The organism is Deltaproteobacteria bacterium, from assembly GCA_016875395.1.
GTDB lineage: Bacteria > Myxococcota_A > UBA9160 > UBA9160 > UBA6930 > VGRF01.
Window position 1 is genome coordinate 266,686 of sequence record VGRF01000001.1, and the last position, 18,249, is coordinate 284,934.

The 18,249-nt window shown below is 71.8% G+C and carries 15 protein-coding genes; 11 read left to right on the forward strand and 4 right to left on the reverse strand.

What is annotated here, in order from left to right:
* The first annotated feature begins 45 nt into the window (after positions 1 to 45).
* Positions 46 to 1,245, forward strand: a complete 1,200-nt coding sequence (locus tag FJ091_01380; GenBank protein ID MBM4381996.1) for an MFS transporter — start codon at positions 46 to 48, stop codon at positions 1,243 to 1,245.
* Here the strand turns inward: FJ091_01380 and FJ091_01385 are convergent, their stop codons facing one another.
* From FJ091_01385 to FJ091_01395, 3 genes are all read right to left on the reverse strand, one after another.
* Positions 1,246 to 4,947 (reverse strand): translocation/assembly module TamB domain-containing protein, encoded by a 3,702-nt coding sequence (locus FJ091_01385; protein MBM4381997.1) that lies wholly within the window; start codon positions 4,945 to 4,947, stop codon positions 1,246 to 1,248.
* Positions 4,947 to 5,873: an outer membrane protein assembly factor gene (locus tag FJ091_01390; protein MBM4381998.1), complete on the reverse strand. Its 927-nt coding sequence runs from the start codon at positions 5,871 to 5,873 to the stop codon at positions 4,947 to 4,949. Before FJ091_01390 ends, FJ091_01385 begins: the two co-directional genes overlap by 1 nt.
* A gap of 188 nt (positions 5,874 to 6,061) precedes the next feature.
* Positions 6,062 to 6,733, reverse strand: coding sequence for a hypothetical protein (locus FJ091_01395; protein ID MBM4381999.1), 672 nt, complete (start codon positions 6,731 to 6,733; stop codon positions 6,062 to 6,064).
* A gap of 37 nt (positions 6,734 to 6,770) precedes the next feature.
* Here FJ091_01395 and FJ091_01400 point away from each other — a divergent pair, with 37 nt between their 5' ends.
* The 6 genes from FJ091_01400 (at position 6,771) to FJ091_01425 (ending at position 10,690) form a co-directional block, all read left to right on the forward strand.
* Positions 6,771 to 7,265, forward strand: coding sequence for a PaaI family thioesterase (locus FJ091_01400; protein MBM4382000.1), 495 nt, complete (start codon positions 6,771 to 6,773; stop codon positions 7,263 to 7,265).
* A gap of 89 nt (positions 7,266 to 7,354) precedes the next feature.
* Positions 7,355 to 8,248 carry an LLM class flavin-dependent oxidoreductase gene (locus FJ091_01405; protein ID MBM4382001.1) on the forward strand — a complete coding sequence of 298 codons (894 nt, stop codon included), beginning with the start codon at positions 7,355 to 7,357 and terminating at the stop codon, positions 8,246 to 8,248.
* 7 nt (positions 8,249 to 8,255) lie between these two features.
* Positions 8,256 to 8,657 carry a hypothetical protein gene (locus FJ091_01410; protein MBM4382002.1) on the forward strand — a complete coding sequence of 134 codons (402 nt, stop codon included), beginning with the start codon at positions 8,256 to 8,258 and terminating at the stop codon, positions 8,655 to 8,657.
* A gap of 131 nt (positions 8,658 to 8,788) precedes the next feature.
* Positions 8,789 to 10,012, forward strand: a complete 1,224-nt coding sequence (locus tag FJ091_01415; GenBank protein MBM4382003.1) for an FAD-dependent oxidoreductase — start codon at positions 8,789 to 8,791, stop codon at positions 10,010 to 10,012.
* Between the two features lie 31 nt (positions 10,013 to 10,043).
* Positions 10,044 to 10,331, forward strand: a complete 288-nt coding sequence (locus FJ091_01420; GenBank protein MBM4382004.1) for a DUF2277 domain-containing protein — start codon at positions 10,044 to 10,046, stop codon at positions 10,329 to 10,331.
* Positions 10,331 to 10,690 (forward strand): nuclear transport factor 2 family protein, encoded by a 360-nt coding sequence (locus FJ091_01425; protein ID MBM4382005.1) that lies wholly within the window; start codon positions 10,331 to 10,333, stop codon positions 10,688 to 10,690. Before FJ091_01420 ends, FJ091_01425 begins: the two co-directional genes overlap by 1 nt.
* Positions 10,691 to 10,694: 4 nt before the next feature.
* On the opposite strand, the gene FJ091_01430 is transcribed toward FJ091_01425, so the two are convergent.
* Positions 10,695 to 12,455, reverse strand: coding sequence for an SLC13 family permease (locus tag FJ091_01430; protein ID MBM4382006.1), 1,761 nt, complete (start codon positions 12,453 to 12,455; stop codon positions 10,695 to 10,697).
* Here FJ091_01430 and FJ091_01435 point away from each other — a divergent pair.
* The 4 genes from FJ091_01435 to FJ091_01450 all read left to right on the forward strand — a co-directional run bounded on the left by FJ091_01435 (position 12,454) and on the right by FJ091_01450 (position 18,123).
* Positions 12,454 to 14,259: an AMP-binding protein gene (locus FJ091_01435; GenBank protein ID MBM4382007.1), complete on the forward strand. Its 1,806-nt coding sequence runs from the start codon at positions 12,454 to 12,456 to the stop codon at positions 14,257 to 14,259. The two genes, FJ091_01430 and FJ091_01435, sit on opposite strands and share 2 nt — an antisense overlap.
* A gap of 25 nt (positions 14,260 to 14,284) precedes the next feature.
* On the forward strand, positions 14,285 to 16,414 hold the full coding sequence (locus tag FJ091_01440; GenBank protein ID MBM4382008.1) for a PQQ-dependent dehydrogenase, methanol/ethanol family: 2,130 nt from the start codon (positions 14,285 to 14,287) through the stop codon (positions 16,412 to 16,414).
* 532 nt (positions 16,415 to 16,946) lie between these two features.
* Positions 16,947 to 17,615 carry a methyltransferase domain-containing protein gene (locus FJ091_01445; GenBank protein MBM4382009.1) on the forward strand — a complete coding sequence of 223 codons (669 nt, stop codon included), beginning with the start codon at positions 16,947 to 16,949 and terminating at the stop codon, positions 17,613 to 17,615.
* A gap of 13 nt (positions 17,616 to 17,628) precedes the next feature.
* On the forward strand, positions 17,629 to 18,123 hold the full coding sequence (locus tag FJ091_01450) for a hypothetical protein (GenBank protein ID MBM4382010.1): 495 nt from the start codon (positions 17,629 to 17,631) through the stop codon (positions 18,121 to 18,123).
* The last annotated feature ends 126 nt before the right edge of the window (positions 18,124 to 18,249 follow it).

Consider the following 18,249-nt stretch of genomic DNA (forward strand, 5'->3'; position numbering starts at 1 on the left):
AATTAGGCTGAGCGCATGACGCTGAACGACACCTCGCGGCTTTGACTGCGGCTCTCGCGCGGAGCGCTGATCGCGCTCTTCGCGGCGACCTTCCTCGACGAATTCGCCTCCGGCGTCGCGCCGGTCTCCGCGCCTGACCTCGCGGACGAGTTCGGCCTCGCGCCCGGCTTCGCGTCGGGTCTCGTCATCGCGGCGTACATGTCGCTGGCGCTGCTCGTCGAGGCGCCAATCCTCGCGTGGGCCGAGCGCTGGAGAGTGCGCGCGGTCTCCGCTTCCGCGCTCGCGGTGCTCGCCGCCGCGATGGCGCTCTCCGCTGCGGCGCCGAACGTGTGGGTGCTGCTCGCGGCGCTCGCGCTCTACGGCCCGGCGAGCGGCATCGCGCTCGCTGCGAGCGAGGGCACGCTCGTCGAGGCGCGCCCGCACGAGCGCGAGCGCACGCTCACGCGCCTCACGTTCGCGGGCATCGCGGGCGATGCGCTGGTGCCGCTGCTGCTGCTCGCGGCAGTTCCGCTCGGCCTCGGCTGGCGCGCCGTCGCGTGGCTCGCGGCGGCGGCGGCCCTCGCGCTCGCGGTCGTGCACTGGCGCACGCCGTCACTCGATCGCCCGTTCGCGCTTGACGGCGACGGTGAGGTCGACGACGAAGGCGCAGGCGAGGGCGAGCCGCGTCCACCGCTGCGCGAGCTCGCGCACGTCGTCCGCAACAACCCCGCGCTCGTGGGCTGGCTCGCGGTCGCGCTCGTGTCGGAGTTGCTCGACGAGGTGCTCGTCGCCTTCTCCGCCGCGCACCTCGCCGAGTTCGCGACGCCGCAGCAGCGCATGCTCGTGATCGGCGCCTGGACGCTCGGCGACGTCGTGGGAATCGTGCTGCTGGATGCCGCGCTGCATCGCGTCCGCCCGCTGCGCGCGCTGCGCTTCAGCGCGGTGGTCGCCGCGCTCGCGCTCGTCGCGTTCTGGCTCACGCGCAGCCCCGTGCTTGCCGCGCTCGCGCTCGGCTTCGTGGGCGCCGCGTCGATCACGTTCCATCCGCTCTTGCGCGCGCGCGCCTACGCCGCGCTGCCTGGCCGCCCCGCGATGGTGAACGCCATCAACGCGCTGCTGCAGCCCGCGCACCTCGCGTCACCGCTCGCGCTCGCGTGGATCGCGGGCGCGCACGGAACCTCCGCCGCGATGGGGCTCCTGTGTCTCGCGCCGATCGCGGTGGCGGTCGCGGCGTTTCGGGCGCGTGACGTCCACAGCGCGGCCTGATCAGTCCCAGCTCTTCCGATAGTTCACACCCAGGTTGCTCGTCTCGCCCGTCGTCTCTGCGCGCACGCTGAACGCGCGCGAGAGCGCGTAGTGGAGGCGCACGAGGTGCGAGGCGGCTTCGAGGCCGTACTCGTACTCGAGATAGAGCTTGTCGGTGAGGCGCTTGCCGAGTGCGACCGCGCGGCTCGATGCGTCGGCTTGCGCGCGCTCGCCGGTGTTGCGCAGCGAGATCTCGTCGAGGCCGACGCCGCGCGCGATGCGCTGCGAGATCGGCACGGCACTGTCGCCCTCGAAGATCGTGGCGGCGGCGGCCTGCAGCAGCGCAGTGTCGGCGCTCGATGCATCGGACACGCCGTGGCCGAGCACGATCCACGAGAGCTTCTCGGAATCGGGCACGGGCGGATTCGAGGTGAGGCGCGCGAGCGGCGACTTCAGCGTGCCGGTGAGCTCGACACCCGCCTCGACGGGCAGGTTCTTGCGCAGCGCGAGCGCGTCGAGCGCGGGGTCGTCGATCGCTCCGTTGAAGATCAGCGCGCCGCGCTCGATCTCGAGCTTCTGGCCGAATGCGCGATACGTGCCGCGGCTCGCGTCGATTTCGCCGAACGCGACGAGCGTGCCGTCCGCGAGCGTCTTCACGCGCAGCTTGCCGCGCAGGAACGTGTCGAGGCCGGAGCCGACGACGCGCAGGTCCTTGCCGGCGTCGAGCATCAGGTCGAGGTCGAGGCGCGCGCGCTGCGCCGCGCTCGGCGCGCGCTCGCGGCCGAGCACGACCACGTCGTCGCCGAGCCGAGCTTGCAGCGTGCGCGGCAACTCGAGGTAGCCGCGATCGGCGCGAAGCTCGCCGCGCAACTCGACGCCGCGCAGGCCGATCTTCGCGGACCCATCGCCCGAAACTTCCAGGTTTCGGTCGGGGCGATCGAGCACGCGCAGGCCCTCGGCCTTCCACGCGAGCGTCGCGGGCGAGCCGTCGAGCGGCGCACTCCCGCTCGCCGAGATCGCGCCCTTCGACGCGGTGAACGAGAGCGCGTCGACGTGCAGCGTGTCGGTCGTCAGGCGAGCCGTGAGCTTGCCGTCGCGCAGCGCGATGCCGGCGGTCGGCCAATCGAAGCGCAGCGCTTCGCCGTTCACGTCGCCGCTCAGCGCGGGCTTGCCCGCCGTGCCGCCTGCGCGCAGCGCGAGCGACGCGCGGCCCTCCACGCGCGCGGAGATGCCGAGCAGCCCGCCGAGCGCGCGGATCGAGGAGACCTCGGCATCGAGCTGCGCGTCGAGTGCGGACGTGCGCGCGAGCAGAGCTCGCCCCGGAGCCGCGCGCAGGTCGGCGCGCAGCGTGGCCTCGCCGAGCCGCTCGCCGGACACGCTCGCGGTCACGTGCGCGACGCTCGCTCCGAGCGCGGCGTCGATCCCGAGCGCGCGAACGCCGAGCGGCGCGCCGCCGAGCTGCGCGTCGCCGGAGGCGAGCTCGAGGCGCACCTGCCCGAGCTGCGCGGGATCGCGCGGCACGACCCACACGCCGCGAGCTCGGAGGTCGCCCGCGGCGCTCGCGTCGCCGCCCACGGCCGTGAGGGCATCGGCGAGCGAGAGATCGCTCGCGACGCCCGCAGTCTCGAGGCGGCGCTCGCTCAGCTCGAACGTGCCGACCGCCAGCTCGCCGCCCAGCGCCGCGATGCGCGCGGGGCCGAACGAGACTTCGCCGGGCGGTGCCCAGCGCAGGGCCGCGGGCTCGATCAAGCGAGCGGGCAGGCGGCCCGCGACTTCGAGCGCGAGCGCGCGCCCGGACCAGGCGCCGTCCCAGCCGCCCGCGAGCGAAGCGCTGAGGGAGACGCCGCTGCCACTGGCGCGCAGCTCGAGCGCGTGCGCCGCTAGTGGACCCCGCGCAGTCGCGCTCGCCGCATCGATGGACGCGCCTGCGATCGAGAGCGCGCTCGCCCGGAGCTCGGCGTCGATCTCGCGGGAGTCTCCCGTGATGCCCGCATCGAGCGCGAGCGCGCCGATCGCGACGCCGCCGGGCAGCGCGAGCTCGCTCGCATCCGCGCTCAGCGTGCCGCCGGGCGAGTCGAGCGAGCCGGTGAGCCGAGCCTCGACGCTGAGCTGCCCACGGAAATCGCCGCCGAGCGCGCCGAGATCAGGCGCAGCGATTGTTAGGTCGAGCGCGTCGCCGGGCGCACCGAACGCGCCCTTCGCGAGCAGCCGATTCGCGCCGAGGCGCAGCTCGGCGTCGGCGTCGCGCACGCGCCCCGCTTCGAGCGTCAGCACGCCTCGGCCTTCGAGCGCGCGCCCGCGGTAGCGGCTGCCCGTGAGCGCGTAGTCGAGGCGCGCGTTCCAGCGCGTGCCGAGCTCCCCGGCGGCGTCCAGCTCGCCCGAGAGCATCGCGCTCGGGAAGTCGCCGAGCGCCGCGGGATCGAACTCCGCGAACTTCGCGCGCGCCGAGAACGCGCTCGCGCCGTCCCACGCGCCACTGCCCGCAATCACGCCGCCGCCGATCGCGATGCGCACGTCGTCGGCGCGAACGCCATCGCCTTCGCGCACGAGCAGGCCGGTGATCTCGCGGCCCGGCTCGCGGAGCGCGAGCTGCGCCTCGAGCCGCGCCGCATCGATCGCGATGTCGGCATCGCCGGCGAGCTGCGTCGCGACGAGGTTCTCGTGAAGCGCGCGCAGATCGAGGCGCTCGAGCGCGAGGTCGAGGCGCAGCTCGCCCGACTCGAGCACGCCCGTTCCGCGAGCAGCGCCCGCTGCGCCGAGATCGCCGGCGATCTCCGAGAACGCCAGCGTGCCGCCGTCGACCGCGAGCGCGGCGGTCACGCGCTCGAGCGGCACCCGTGCCTGTGAGACCGGCCCCGCGGCCTCGTTCTCGGCGCGCAGCGCGCCGCGCAGGAGCACGTCAGTGGCGCCGCGCGCGTCGATCGCGACGGCGAGATCGCTGTGCGGCGCGCTCTCGCTCGCCACGAACTTCGCCGTGTCGAGGTGCTCGCTACGCAGCGTGATCGCGCCGAGCCACGGCCGCGCGAAGGAGGAGAAGCCGGCCGCGCCCGTGACGACCGACTCGGCGAGGGTTCCACGCAGCGCGAGCTCGGCGTCCATCAGCGAGCCGCTCGCGACGAGGTGCGCGCGCATGCGCGGCAGCGCGTCTCGCGCGAAGCGCACGTCGCCGCTCAGCGGAAACGGGCGCTCGCCGCCGACTCGCGCTTGTCCGGAGAACCTGCCCCACGGCGCCGCCATCGCGTCGAGCGTGGCTTCCAGTGCGTCCGTGCCCAGGCGCAGCGATCCGCGCACGCCGGAGAACTCGCCGCCGTCGCCGATCGTGAGGCGCGTGATCGCCACGCGCCGGGCCTCGATCGTGAAGGGCATGCCGATCTTCGGGGGGACGGTGGGCGGCTCGTCGCGGCGCGGGCCAGGCTCGACGTGGAGGTGGCCCACGCTGAGCGTGTCGATCGAGAGCCTCTGCTGCGCGAGCGCTCCCCAGCGCGGCGTGATCTCGACGCGCTCCGCAGTCGTCAGCGTCTCGCCGGTCTTCACGAGTACACGTTCCGCGCGCAGCGGGCCTAACAACGAGCCACTCGCCCCTTCGATCGCGACGCGCCCACCCGAGATCGTGGAGACACGCGCGCTGAACCACGCGAGCGCGGCCTCGGACTGCGCCGCCCACACGAGCGCGGCGCCGAACCCCGCGAGCGCGGCGAGCGCGATGAGGAGCGTGCGGCGCATCAGAACGTGAGCCCGAGCGAGAAGTGGAGCCGCACCGTGCCGTCGTCTTGCCCGTACGCGACATCGATGCGCAGCGGGCCGATGGGGCTGCGCGCGCGCATGCCGAGGCCGTAGCCGAGCGCGATGCCGGCCCATTCGTTCCAGGCGCTACCCGCGTCGACGAACGCCGCGGTGCCGAGGCGTTCGTTCCACCAGTGCGTCGCTTCGACGCTCGCGAGCGCGAAGTAGCGGCCACCGAGCACAGCGCCGCTTTCGTCATCCCCCAGCGATTCGAGGTCGTAGCCGCGCACACTCGTGGAGCCGCCCGTGCGGAAGAGCATCGACTGCGGGATTCCGCTCGAGCGCTTCGCGAGCACGCCGCCGGCTTCGACGCGCAGCGCGAGGTCGTCGCGCGGCGTGAGCGGGACGTAGTAAGCGGCGCGCGCAGTCGCGCGGCCGAACGTGCGCGTCGAGACGCCCGGCGGCGCGGCGCCGATCTGCAGCTGCGCCATCCAGCCGCGGCGCGGCGTGAGCAAGTCGTCCGTCGCGCGCCAGGTGTGCGCGTACTCCACGAGGAGCGCGTGGACGGATTCGGAGAGCACGCCCGCCGCCTTCTGGCGCGAAAACGCGAAGGTGGCGCTGAAGGCGGGCCGGCTGAACTCGTCGAGCGCGCTCGACTTCGCGACCAGCGAGACCTCGTCCGTGACGAGATCCTCGATGTCGCTGTGCTCGAAACGCAGCCCCGCGCTGTCCGACCAGCCGAAGCGCTCGGGCAGCGAGAGCTCGGTCTCGACGCCTTGCTCGAGGAAGTCCGCCTCGACGCGCGCGCGCAGGCGCAGCGCGCTGCTCGCGATGTCGTGGTCGCGGAACTCGATCGAGCCGTTGCCGTGGGCATCGGTGCCGTAGCCCGCGCCGAGCTCGATGCGGCGCGCGGGCGCCTCGATCACCGCGACTCGGGGGCCGCCGCGGCGTTCGCAGGGTCGGGATCGATGCCGACGTGTGCGCTCGCGAAGTAGCTCGTCGAGGCGAGGCGGCGCTGGAAGCGGTCGAGGCGCTCGCGGTCGTACGGCTCGCCTGGTTCGTACGGGCGCAGCGTCTCGACGCGGCGCGCGGCATAGCGCTCGAGGCCGTCGACCTAGACTTCGCCGAACGCGAAAGGCGGCCCGCTGTCGATCGTGAGGGACAGCTCCGCGCGCGCCTGCGCTGGATCGAGCTTCGCCTCGTTCGCGACGATCCTCGCCGCGGGCCAGCGGCGGCGCGCGATGCGATCGAGCGCCTGCGCCTTCGCCGCGGTCCAGCGCTCTTGCGTGAAGATCATGCCGTTCGCGAGCGCGAAGCCATCGCGTGCCTCGGCGAGCGCCTGCACGTCGAGTGGATCGCTCGACTCCGCAATCGCACCGCGGATCTCGACGTTCACCACGCGTACGCGCGTCACCGGCCCGCGCTCCACGACGACGCGCACGCGCATCGGCGCCTCGCCCGTGAACACCTCGCAGCGCATGCGCGGCGAGACGTAGCCGCGCGTGGCGAGAATCTCGCGCGCCTGCGTCTCGGCCTCGCTCGCGAGGCGCGTCAGCAGCTCCGCGTCGGGCGGCTCCTCGGCTTCGCGCCAGCGCATCAAGTCGAGGTCGGTCTCGAGCGCCTTCTTCAGCGAGCGCGGCGCCTTGATCTCGACGCGATACGACTCGTCGCGCGCCGCGGCCGGGAGCGCGAACAGCGCCGCGAGCGAGAGCGCGGCCAGCCCTGTGCGCAGCGATCTCAGCGCACACCTCGCACGCAGCGATTCATCGCGATCGGCAACGCGCAAGCTCCAGGCAGAAGTCGAGGAAGAGGCCGCATACGATATGAACTCATCGGCAGAAGGAGAGACGCGCTTGCCTGGCAAAGAAGTCGCCGCGCAGCTCACCCCGCAGAACGACAACTGGACCCGCGCGCTCGGCCTCGAGTTCGTGACGGTCACCCCAAAGCGCGTCGTCGCGAACCTCGAAGCGGGCCCGCAGCACCACCAGCCGTACGGCGTGCTTCACGGCGGCGTCTACTGCTCGATCGTGGAGGCGGTCGCGAGCTACGGCGCAGGGAACGCGGCGCTCGCGAACGGGCAGCGCGGCGTGCTCGGGGTTGCGAACAGCACCGACTTCTTCCGCTCGCACAGCGCGGGCCGCCTCGTGTGCGAGGGCCTGCCCGTGCACACGGGCCGCAGCGCGCACGTGTGGGAAGTGACCGTGAAGCGCGCGAGCGACGGCAAGCTCGTGGCGCGCGGGCAGGTGCGATTCCATGTGCTCCAGGAGCTGCCCGAAGAGCGCCGCCCCGAGCATGCAGACCTCGAAGGTAGGGATTAGTCGTGGCCATCTCGCTGCTGCGCTTCGACCTGCGCCGCGCGCCGTTCTCGCCCGCGGACCACGCCTCGCTGTATCGCGCGGCGCTCGAGATGGCCGAGTACGCCGACGCGCGCGGCTTCACCGCGATCTCGCTCTCCGAGCATCACGCCGTCGACGACGGCTTCTTGCCCTCGCCGATCGTCCTCGCTGCCGCGCTCGCGGCGCGCACGTCGAAGCTGCGCATCACGATCTCGGCGCTGCTCGCGACGCTCTACGACCCGGTGAAGCTCGCCGAGGATCTCGCGGTGCTCGACCTCACGAGCCGCGGACGCGTCTCGACCACGCTCGGCATGGGCTACCGGCCCGAGGAGTACGCGAGCTTCGGCAAGGACTTCGCCGCGCGGGGAAAGCTGCTCGACGAGTGCATTGAGTTGTTACTGAAGGCGTGGAGCGGCGAGCCGTTCGAGTGGCGGGGCCGCACGGTGCGCGTCACGCCGCGCTCGTTCACGCAGCCGCACCCGCCCGTGAACGCGGGCGGCCAGAGCCTCGCGGGCGCGCGCCGCGCCGCGCGCTTCGGCTTGCCCTATCAGCCCGCGAGCAACGACGCCGAGATGATCTCGCTCTACCAGAGCGAGTGCGCGCGGCTCGGCAAGAAGCCCGTCGTGTTGCCCCCCGGAAGCGGCGAGACGTTCTGGGTCGCGCGCGATCCCGAGAAGGCGTGGCGCGAGCTGGGGCCGTACTTGTTGTACGAAGCCACGACCTACTCGAGCTGGCAGCCCGCTTACCAGCAGAGTTCGACGGTGCACTCGCGCGCGAAGTCGATCGAGGACCTCCGCGCCGAAGGGAAGTTCCGCGTGCTCACGCCCGACGAGTGCGTCGCGCGCGCCAAGGCGCAGGGCCCGTGGTCGACGTTCGTGCTCTACCCGCTCTGCGGTGGCACGCCGCCCGAGCTCGGCTGGGAGAGCGTGAAGCTGTTCGCGGAAGAGGTGCTGCCGCGGGTGTGAGGGCGGGATGAAGCGGATCGCGATCGTCGCGCTCGGGCTCGTCGGATTCGCTGCGTCGTGCGTGGCGGCGCACTTCGCCGCAATCGAGCTGGGTCGCGAGGTCGTGACGCTGCGGACCCAGCGCGCCGACGGCACTGGGCAGGCGATCCGCCTGTGGGCCGTCGACGACGACGGCGCCGTGTGGGTCCACAGCGGGGGCGACGACTGGCTGCCGCGCTTTGCGAGCTCCGAGGTGACGCTCGAGCGCGGCGGCGTCGCTCGGCGCTACCGCGCGACGCCGATGCCCGGGCCCCACGAGCGCATCCACGAGTTGTTGCGGGCGAAGTATGGCTGGGTCGACCGCTGGGTTCGCTTCCTCGGTCCAGACGACGAAACCGTGTGCGCGGTGCGGCTGGACCCAATCTCGTGAAGGAGGCGTGCGATGGAGACGCGTAGGGGCGGCTGCCTGCGCGGTGCGCTCTGCTTCGACGTGAGCGGCCCGTCGCGCGCGGACTGGAATCGCGAGGCGCCGGACGCGGTGAGCTTCGACGAGGCGGCGACGTGACGACCCCAATTCTCATCGTCGGCGCCGGTCCCGCGGGCGCCTCGCTCGCCTACGCGCTCGCGGCGCGCGGCGTAGCGGTCACGCTCGTCGAGCGGCAGCGCGACTTCGCGCGTGAGTTTCGCGGCGAGGCGCTGATGCCGAGCGGGGTCGATGCGCTCGCGCAGCTCGGGCTCGGCGACGTGATCCCGTCGGTGCCACACCGCGTGCCCGACGCGATCGAGCTGTTTCGCGGTCGGAAGCTCGTGGCGCGCGTGCGCGCGAGCGAGGTGCTGCCGCCCGGCGTGCACGCCTACACCGTCTCGCAGCCGCATCTGCTCGAAGCAATCGTCGCTCGCGCGAGCCAGCACGCGGGCTTCACGCTGCTGCGCGGCGCCGCGGTGCGCGAGTTGTTACGGAACGCCGCGGGCCGCGTGTGCGGGGTGCGCGTGGACGGGGAGGGCGGCGCGCGCGAGCTCGCGGCGCGCTTCGTGGTCGGCGCGGATGGGCGCGCCTCGGTGGTGCGGCGCGGCGGCGGGTTCGCGGTGACGCAGATCTGGGCGCCCATGGACGTGGTGTGGGCGAGGCTGCCGTGGCCAGCTTGTTATGTGGATGCGCAGCCCGTGCGCGGCTACGTCGGTCACGGCCACCTGCTGATCGCGCTCCCGTCGCCGAGTGGCGGCCTCCAGGTGGCCTGGGTGATTCGCAAGGGCACCTACGGCGACCTGCGCAGCCGCGGCATCGAGGATTGGGTGCGCGCCATGGCGGATCACGTTTCGCCCGATCTCGCCGAGCACTTCCGCGCCAGCGCTGCGGCCGTGTCACGCCCGTTCCTGCTCGATGCGGAGACCGACCGCGTGCGCGGCTGGGCGAAGCCGGGTGCGCTGTTGATCGGCGACGCCGCGCACACGATGTCGCCCGTGGGCGCGCAGGGCATCAACGTCGCGCTGCGCGACGCGGTCGCCGCGCTGAACGCACTCGCGCCCGCGCTGCGCGCGAACGCGAGCGACGCGGAGCTCGACGCCGCCGCGGCGTGCGTCGAGCCCGAGCGCGGGCCCGAGATCGACGAGATCCAGGGGCTCGCGAGGCGTCCGCCCGTCGTCGTGATGGGCACCTACCCGGGCGCCGAATGGGTGCGCGCGCTGCTGCTCGGCCTTGCGACGAGCCCGCTCGGCCGCCGCGCAGTCGCGCGCGTGGGCGCGAAGTTCCTGTGCGGCACGCGCGAGGTGAAGCTGGTGGCGTGAGCGCGGCACACTGGCGGGAGCGAGGTGACCCATGTGCCGCAACATCCGCACGCTGTTCAACTTCGAGCCGCCCGTCACGCACGACGAGATCCACGCCGCGTCGCTGCAGTTCGTGCGCAAGCTCTCGGGCATGAACAAGCCCTCGCGCGCGAACGCGGCGGCGTTCGAGCGCGCGGTGGAGCAAACCGCGCACGTCGCGCACGAGCTGCTGCACGCGCTCGAGACGACGGCGCCGCCGCGCGACCGCGAGATCGAGGCGCAGCGCGCGCGCGAGCGCAGCGCGGCGCGCTTCGGCAAGCGCGGAGCGGTGGGGGCGTGATGCCGAACGCGCAGCGCGCGCACGCGTTCGCGGAGGAATGGGTCGCGGCGTGGAACGCGCACGACCTCGAGCGAATCCTGTCCCACTACACCGAGGACGTGTCGCTGACCTCGCCCGTCGTCGTGCAGCTGCTCGGGGATCCGGCGGGGACCGTGCGCGTCAAGGCCGCGCTGCGCGCGTACTTTCGGCGCGGGCTCGAGGCGTACCCGCAGCTGCGCTTCGTGCCGGAGCGCGTCGCGTGGGGGCTCGCGAGCCTCGTGATCGTGTACGTGAACCAGCGCGGCACGCGCACCGCGGAGTTCATGGAGCTCGCAGCGGACGGGCGCGTGAGTCGAGTCGTCGCGAACTACGACGGCTGAGCGGTCACGCGGTCAGCACGCACGCGACGACCGACGCGATCGTCAGCGGCAGGCCGAGGCGCACGTAGTCGCCGAAGCGGTAGCCGCCCGGGCCGTAGACCATCGTGTTGGTCTGGTAGCCGATCGGCGTGAGGAAAGAGTTCGACGCGCTCACGGCGATCGCGATGGCGAAGGCGCGCTCGTCGGCGCCCAGCTGCTGCGCGGTCGCCATGCCGATCGGGAACATCAGCGCGGCGGCCGCGTTGTTGCTGATGAACTCGGAGAGCGCGACGGTCGCGATCACGATGCCGAGCAGCACGACGCGCCAGCCGTAGCCCGAGAACGCGTCGATGATTCCGCTGCCGAGCGACGCCGCGAGGCCGGACTGCTCGATCGCAGCGCCGAGCCCGAACGACGCCGCGATCACGATCAGCACGTCGATCTCGACGGAGTCGCGCGCGGCGCCGGCGCTGAGCGCGCGCGTCGCCACGAGCACGACCGCGGCCAACAGCGAAGCCTGGAGGATCGGCAGCACGCCGCTGCCAGCGAGGCCGACGACCGCGAACGCGACGATCCCCACCCACGCGGCCCTGCCGCGCTGAATCTTGGGCTCCTCCGCTTCGCCATCGAGCGGATTGATCACGAGGAAGTCGGGACGGCCACGCCAGCGCTCGCGAAAGCCCGGATCGGTCAGCAGCAACAAGGTGTCGCCCGTGCGCAGCTTCACTTGGCCGAGCTTGGCGATCAGCGGCTGACCCTCGCGGTGAATCGCGACGATCGCGGCCTGATAGCGCTCGCGGAACCCCATCTCTTTCGGCGTCTGCCCGAGCAGCGGCGACTCGCGCCCGACCACGACCTCGACGATGTGGCGCGACGGCGCCTCGACGCTCGCCATGTGCACGCGCTCGGCGGAGTCGAGGCCGTCGATGTTCTGGAGATCGAGGATCAAGCGCGCCTGCCCGACGAACAGCAGGTGGTCGCCTTCGCGCAGCACCGTCGTCGGAGCGACGGGTGCGATCGGCTCTCCGTCGCGCTCGATCTCGACGAGGAACACGCCCTCCAGGTGGCGCAGGCCTGCCTCCTCGACCGTGCGGCCATCGAGGGGCCCGCCCGTTTCGACCACCATGCGCACGGAGAAGTCGCGGCCCGGATCCTCGAAGCCGCTGCGCGGCGGATTGCGCTCGGGAAGCAAGCGGCCCGCGGTCAGAGCGACCACGATCAACCCGACGATCGCCACGGGCAGGCCGACGTGGGTGATCTCGAACAGCCCGAATGGCGCGCGCCCGCTCTTCTCGAGCAGGCCCGAGACGACCAGGTTCGTGGAGGTGCCGATCGTGGTGACGACGCCGCCGAGGATCACCGCGAAGGAGAGGGGCATCAGGTAGCGCGATGCGGAGCGCCCGTTTCGCTCCGCCCACTCGGAGACGGGGCGGATCAGCATCGCCACGATGGGCGTGTTGTTGAGGAACGCCGACGCGGCGGCCGAGGGCACGCACAGTCGCAACAAGCGCACGATGTCGTGCGTGCCGCCGCCGAGCGCAGCGCGCACGAGGGGCCGCAGCGCGCCCGAGTCCTCGACCGCGCGCGCGAGCACGTAGAGCGCGGCCACCGTGATCGGTGCGGAGTTCGAAAAGCCGGCGAACGCTTCGGCCGGCTCGATGATGCCGACGCCGAGCAGCGCGATCACCGCGCACAAGATCGCGGTCGCGGGCGACGCCTTGCCGCGCGCCATGACGACGAACATCGCCGTGACGACTGCGAGCGTGAACCAAGCTTCGGGCTTCATGGGGCGAGCACGGTACCTGCTGAGAGTCTTGCCGCGACCAGCGCGAGCATCCGCGGGACATCGGCCGTGCGCGGCGGGTGCAAAAGCCATTACGTTGCCGCGCTCGCTCGGAGAACCTCGCGTGTCCGCACCCACCGCAGTGCCCGCCTTCACGACTCCCCCGCCCACGGTGCGCGATCTCTGGCGCGCGCGGCGCGATGACGCGCGCGAGGGCTTGCGCTTCGAGGACGAGGCCTATACGTGGCGCGAGATGGACCAAGCCGCGCGCGACCGCGCGGCGCTGCTGCTCGCGCTGCGCACGCCGGGCGTGCCGTTTCACGTGGGCGTGCTGCTCGACAACGTGCCGGAGTATTCGTTTCTGCTCGCGGCAGCCGCCTATGCGGGCGCGACCGTCGTCGGCATCAACCCGACGCGCCGTGGCGCCGAGCTCGAGCGCGACATCGCGCACACGGACTGCCAGCTGCTCGTGACGGAGGCTCGCTACGCCGCGCTGCTGGGTGGCCTCGCGCTGCCGATGGGCGCCGAGCGCCGCTTCGAGGTCGAGTCGCCGCGCTGGCGCGAGGCGGTCGCGAAGTTCGCGGGCTCGCCCGAGCCGCAAGTCGAGCTGAATCCGCTCGCGCCGTACCTGCTGATCTTCACCTCGGGCACCACCGGCCAGCCGAAGGCCGCGATCTGCTCGCAGCTGCGGCTCGGCGGCATCGCGCGCACGATCTGCGCGATGCGCGGCATCACGCCGGACGACGTGAGTTATCAGGTGATGCCGATGTTCCACTCGAATGCGCTGATGGCGGGCTGGGCGCCGGCCGTGCACGCGGGCGCGACGATCGTGCTGCGGCGCAAGTTCTCGGCCTCGGGGTTTCTCGCCGACGTGCGCAAGCACGGCGTCACCTACTTCAACTACGTCGGCAAGCCGCTCACGTACGTGCTCGCGACGCCCGAGCAGCCGGACGACGCCGCCACCACGCTGCGCCTCGCCTTCGGCAACGAAGCGGCCGACCACGACCTCGAGCGCTTCGCGAAGCGCTTCGGCTGCACCGTGATCGACGCCTACGGCTCGACCGAGGGGGCGGTGTCGATCGCGCGCGTGCCGAACATGCCCGCGGGCGCGCTGGGCGTGGGGATTCCCGGCACCGTGATTCTGAGCTCGGAGACGGGCGCCGAAACAGCCGTCGCGCGCTTCGATGCGGCGGGCAAGCTGCTCAACGCGGACGAGGCGATCGGCGAGATCGCGAACGTGCAGAGCGCCGTCACGTTCGAGGGCTACTACAAGAACGACGAGGCGAACGCCGCGCGCGTCCGTAACAAGATCTACTGGACGGGCGATCTCGGCTATCGCGACGAGCAGGGCTTCATCTACTTCGCCGGCCGCGACTTCGACTGGCTGCGCGTCGACGGCGAGAACTTCGCCGCGGCCCCGGTCGAGCGAATTCTCACGCGCCATCCCGACATCGCGCTGGCGGCGGTGTACGGCGTGCCCGACGAAGAGGTCGGCGACGCGCTCATGGCGGCGCTGATCCTCCGCCCAGGCGCCGCGTTCGACCCCGAAGCGTTCTCGGCATTTCTCGCGCAGCAACCCGACCTCGGTACGAAGCAGGCGCCGCGCTACGTGCGCGTCGCGAGCGAGCTGCCGCAGACGCAGACGAACAAGATCTTGAAACGCGAGCTGCGCAAGCAGCGTTGGGAGTGCGCGGATCCTGTGTGGCTGCGCACAAAATCGGGCTACCGCGCGCTCACGAGCGCCGACGTCGCGGCGATTCGGGAGCGATTCGAAGCGCGCGGGCGCGCGAACGTGCTCGACGCCTGAGCGCTGCACTGCGAGCTTCGCGCGCATGTTTCGCGCCGCGCTCGCACTCGCCATCGCCTCGCTCGCCGCGTTCGCGCACGCGCAGCCCACGTCGCGAGTCGTCGACGACGCGCGCCTCGCCGCCGCCGAGCGCGACGCCGCGAACTGGCTCGCGCACGGGCGCACCTGGAGCGAGCAGCGCTACAGCCCGCTCGCGCAGATCCACGAGAAGAACGTCGCGCAGCTGAAGCCGGCCTGGGTCTACGCGACGGGCGAGACGCGCGGCCACGAAGCGACGCCGATCGTCGTGGACGGCGTGATGTTCGTGACGCTGCCGTGGAGCATCGTGGTCGCGCTCGATGCGGCGACCGGCCGCGAGCTGTGGCGCCACGATCCCGAGGTGCCGCGCGCGTGGGGGCGCTTCGCGTGCTGCGACGTCGTGAATCGCGGCGCGGCGGTTTATCAGGGACGCGTGTACGTGGGGACGATCGACGGCCGGCTCGTTGCGCTCGACGCGAAGACGGGCGCGCGCGTGTGGGCCGTGAACACGATCGATCGCACAAAGCCGTACACGATCACCGGCGCGCCGCGCGCCATGCGCGGGCTCGTGATCATCGGCAACGGCGGCGCCGAGTTCGGCGTGCGCGGCTACGTCTCGGCCTACGACGCCGAGACCGGCGCGCTGCGCTGGCGCTTCTACACCGTGCCCGCGGCTCCAGACCGGCCGCGCGAGCACAAAGAGCTCGAGCTCGCGGCGAAGACTTGGTCCGCGAGCTCGCTCTGGGAGTCGGGGCTCGGCGGCACGGTGTGGGACTCGCTCGCCTTCGATCCCGAGCTCGACCTCGTCTACGTCGGCGTCGGCAACGCGAGCCCGTATCCGCGCGAGATCCGCAGCCCCGGCGGCGGCGACAACCTGTTCCTCGCCTCGATCCTCGCGCTGCGGATCGGCACGGGCGAGCTCGCGTGGCACTACCAGACCACGCCCGGCGAGAACTGGGACTTCACCGCGACGCAGCACATGATCCTCGCGGACCTCGCGCTCGGCGGGCGCACGCGCAAAGTCCTGATGCAGGCGCCCAAGAACGGCTTCTTCTACGTGCTCGACCGCGCGACGGGCGAGCTGCTCTCGGCGGACAAGTACGTCGCGGTGAACTGGGCCAGCCACGTCGACCTAACAACCGGGCGGCCCGTGGAGACGGGCCTCGGCGAGTGGAAGAAGACGCGCTTCATGCGGCCCGGTCCCGCGGGCGGCCACAACTGGCACCCGATGGCGTTTCATCCGGGCACGGGCCTCGTCTACATCCCCACCTACGCGATCGCGTACCCGTTCCATCGCGACAAGCAGTTCAAGCAGACGCCGCGCCGCTTCAACACCGGCGAAGACTTCGCACGCATGCAGAAGCGCGTCGACGGCTTCGAGCGCTCGCTGCGCTTTTGCGCACCGACGCGACTCGTCGCGTGGGATCCCGTGAAGCGCGAGCGCGTGTGGAAGATCGAGCACACCTCCGAGATGCACGGCGGCACGCTCGCGACTGCCGGCAACCTCGTGTTCCACGGCACCGGCGGGGACTCCACGCTCGCCGCCTACCGCGCTACGGACGGCGAGCTGTTATGGGAGGCGCAGGCGCCGACCGCCGTGCTCGCAGCGCCCGTGAGCTACGCGGTGAAGGGCGAGCAGTACGTCGCAGTCGTGATCGGCGCGGGCGGCTCGGCGGGGCTCAACTTCTCGCTCGTGCCCTACGAGAACGCGGGCTACGTGGCGGCGTTCAAGCTCGGCGGCAAAGCCGCGCTACCGCCGCGCAAGCTGCGCGCGCCGGGCATCGTCGACGCGCCGCCCGCGACCGCGAGCGCCGCCGACATCGAGCGCGGCCGCGTGCTCTACCACCAGTGGTGCATGTTCTGTCACGGCATCGGCACCAAGAGCGGCGGCTTGCTGCCTGATCTGCGCTTCGCGAAGCGCGACGTCTACGCGCAGTGGCAGGACATCGTGATCGCCGGCGTTCGCGCCGATCGCGGCATGCCGAGCTTCGCCGACTCGCTCTCGCGCGAAGACGCCGAGCTGATCCGCGCCTACGTCATCTCCCAAGCGCATCGCGAGCCCACTCTGCTCGAGAGCGCAGGCGAGTGGCTCTACGAGCAAGGCGCCTGCGTGCCGGCGCGGTGGGTAGCGGATTGAAGGTGTGCACTCGCTGTGAGTGCTGACAGAAACCGAGGTTCGCGGGCACGCACTTCCACGTTTACTCCGCATCGGCGTCGAAGACTCCGCCGCTGCTGCGCGCTTCGCTTGCGGTCTCGGCCGACACGCGCCGAGTAGCGTTCGACTTCAAGCGCGTTCCGCCGTTTCCTCAGCGCGGCAATGCACCGAGGTGGCGGCGTGCAGGTTGGCACCTCGGTGCCTTGCCGCGTTCGCGATGGAGCCGGAACGACCTCGGAGTCGAACGCTCCTCCCGAGCGTGTCGGCCGAGGCCGCAAGCGAAGCGCGCAGCTTTCCGCGGAGTCTTCGGAGCGGAAAGCGAAGTAAACAAGGAAAGGAGCGGGCGCCCCCACGCTCCGATGCGCCACTAAGAATCGCAGACCACCGAACGACTTGACCTGCACAACGCTCGGACCGCGCAGCTTTCCGCGGAGTCTTCGGAGCGGAAAGCGAAGTAAACAAGGAGAGAGCGCACCTCGATCTCGCGGGGACCACCGCGGTACGGTGCACCTCGATGAGCGCGCCCCTCGCAAGCTCGGATCCGAGCCATCCCCACTTCATTCCCGAGCCCACCTACGACCTCTTCTACGAGACGTTCGCGCCGATTTGGCGGTGGGCGTTGCGGGAGCGCGAGACGCGGCAGGTGTTGATCGAGCGGCTCGCGATCGGGCCGGGGCATCACGTGCTCGACGTCGGCTGCGGGCGCGGCGAGACCACGGTGATGGTCAAGGTGCACGAGCCGAATGCGCACGTGTACGGCATCGATCCGAGCCCCGCGCGCCTCTCGCGCGCGATCGGGCGCGCGCAGCACGCGGGCTATCGCGTGCAGTTCTATCGCGGCCCGAGCACGCTCTTGCCGTTCCGCTCCACGAGCATCGACCGCGTGATCTCGATCTTCCGCATGCACACGCTCACGCGCGCGCAGAAGCTCGTGGTGATGCGCGAGGCGCATCGTTTGCTCTACCGCGAGGGCTCGATCCACATCCTCGACTTCGGTCCGCAGCACTCGCGCTGGGGCAACGCGCTCGCGCGCATCTACAACCGCAAAGGCACCGCCGACGACAACCTGAGCGGCGAGATGCCGCGGCTGCTGCACCACGCGGGCTTCGTCGATCCCGCGGAGATCGCCCGCGTGCCCACGGCGGCTGGCAACCTGTGCGTGTGGGAAGCGTTTCGTACCTGACAAGGAGAACGGGATGAAGGTTCTTCGTTGGCTCGCGAAGGCGCTGTTCGCGCTTGTGGTGCTCGCGCTCGTCGCCGTCTTCGCGCCGCGCTTCTTCACGGATGGCCCGCTCGGACCGATCCCCGGCGGGCCGCTGAAGGCAGGCGAGCTGTTCGAGTTTCCCGTGAGCGACTGGTCGTTCGCGGCGGACGTGAAGCAGATCGAGTTTCAGCTCGAGAACGAGTCGATTTCGCGCACGAGCTGGATCCTCGTGCGCGGCGGCGTCGCGTACGTCCCCTGCGGCGCGTGCGAGCCGCCCATGAAGCGCTGGCAGCTTGCCGCGCAAGCCGATGGACGCGCGCTGCTGCGCATCGAGGGCAAGCTCTACCCCGCGCGCCTCACGCGCGACGACGACGCGAGCCTGCGCGAGTTCGCGCGCGGCGAGGTGATGCGCAAGTACGGAGTGGATGCGAGCGGCGCGGGCACGACGCTCTTCTTCAGGGTGGACTCGCGCGCGGCGGGGAGCTGAGGCGCGCGCGTGCGCGCGAGCGCTGGACCTCGCGGAGCAGGTCCGCGAGCGACGCGCCGGGGCGCGCGCGCCACCGAGATTCGCGCGACAGCTCAACCAACCGATGCAACCGCGCCCGCCTGGCGT

Excerpts from the sequence above, each read along its gene's own strand:
- FJ091_01385 (MBM4381997.1), bottom strand. The coding sequence starts at position 4,947 with ATGCGCCGCACGCTCCTCATCGCGCTCGCCGCGCTCGCGGGGTTCGGC.
- FJ091_01400 (MBM4382000.1), top strand. The coding sequence starts at position 6,771 with ATGAACTCATCGGCAGAAGGAGAGACGCGCTTGCCTGGCAAAGAAGTC.
- FJ091_01405 (MBM4382001.1), top strand. The coding sequence starts at position 7,355 with ATGGCCGAGTACGCCGACGCGCGCGGCTTCACCGCGATCTCGCTCTCC.
- FJ091_01410 (MBM4382002.1), top strand. The coding sequence starts at position 8,256 with ATGAAGCGGATCGCGATCGTCGCGCTCGGGCTCGTCGGATTCGCTGCG.
- FJ091_01420 (MBM4382004.1), top strand. The coding sequence starts at position 10,044 with ATGTGCCGCAACATCCGCACGCTGTTCAACTTCGAGCCGCCCGTCACG.
- FJ091_01425 (MBM4382005.1), top strand. The coding sequence starts at position 10,331 with ATGCCGAACGCGCAGCGCGCGCACGCGTTCGCGGAGGAATGGGTCGCG.
- FJ091_01435 (MBM4382007.1), top strand. The coding sequence starts at position 12,454 with ATGGGGCGAGCACGGTACCTGCTGAGAGTCTTGCCGCGACCAGCGCGA.
- FJ091_01430 (MBM4382006.1), bottom strand. The coding sequence starts at position 12,455 with ATGAAGCCCGAAGCTTGGTTCACGCTCGCAGTCGTCACGGCGATGTTC.
- FJ091_01440 (MBM4382008.1), top strand. The coding sequence starts at position 14,285 with ATGTTTCGCGCCGCGCTCGCACTCGCCATCGCCTCGCTCGCCGCGTTC.
- FJ091_01445 (MBM4382009.1), top strand. The coding sequence starts at position 16,947 with ATGAGCGCGCCCCTCGCAAGCTCGGATCCGAGCCATCCCCACTTCATT.
- FJ091_01450 (MBM4382010.1), top strand. The coding sequence starts at position 17,629 with ATGAAGGTTCTTCGTTGGCTCGCGAAGGCGCTGTTCGCGCTTGTGGTG.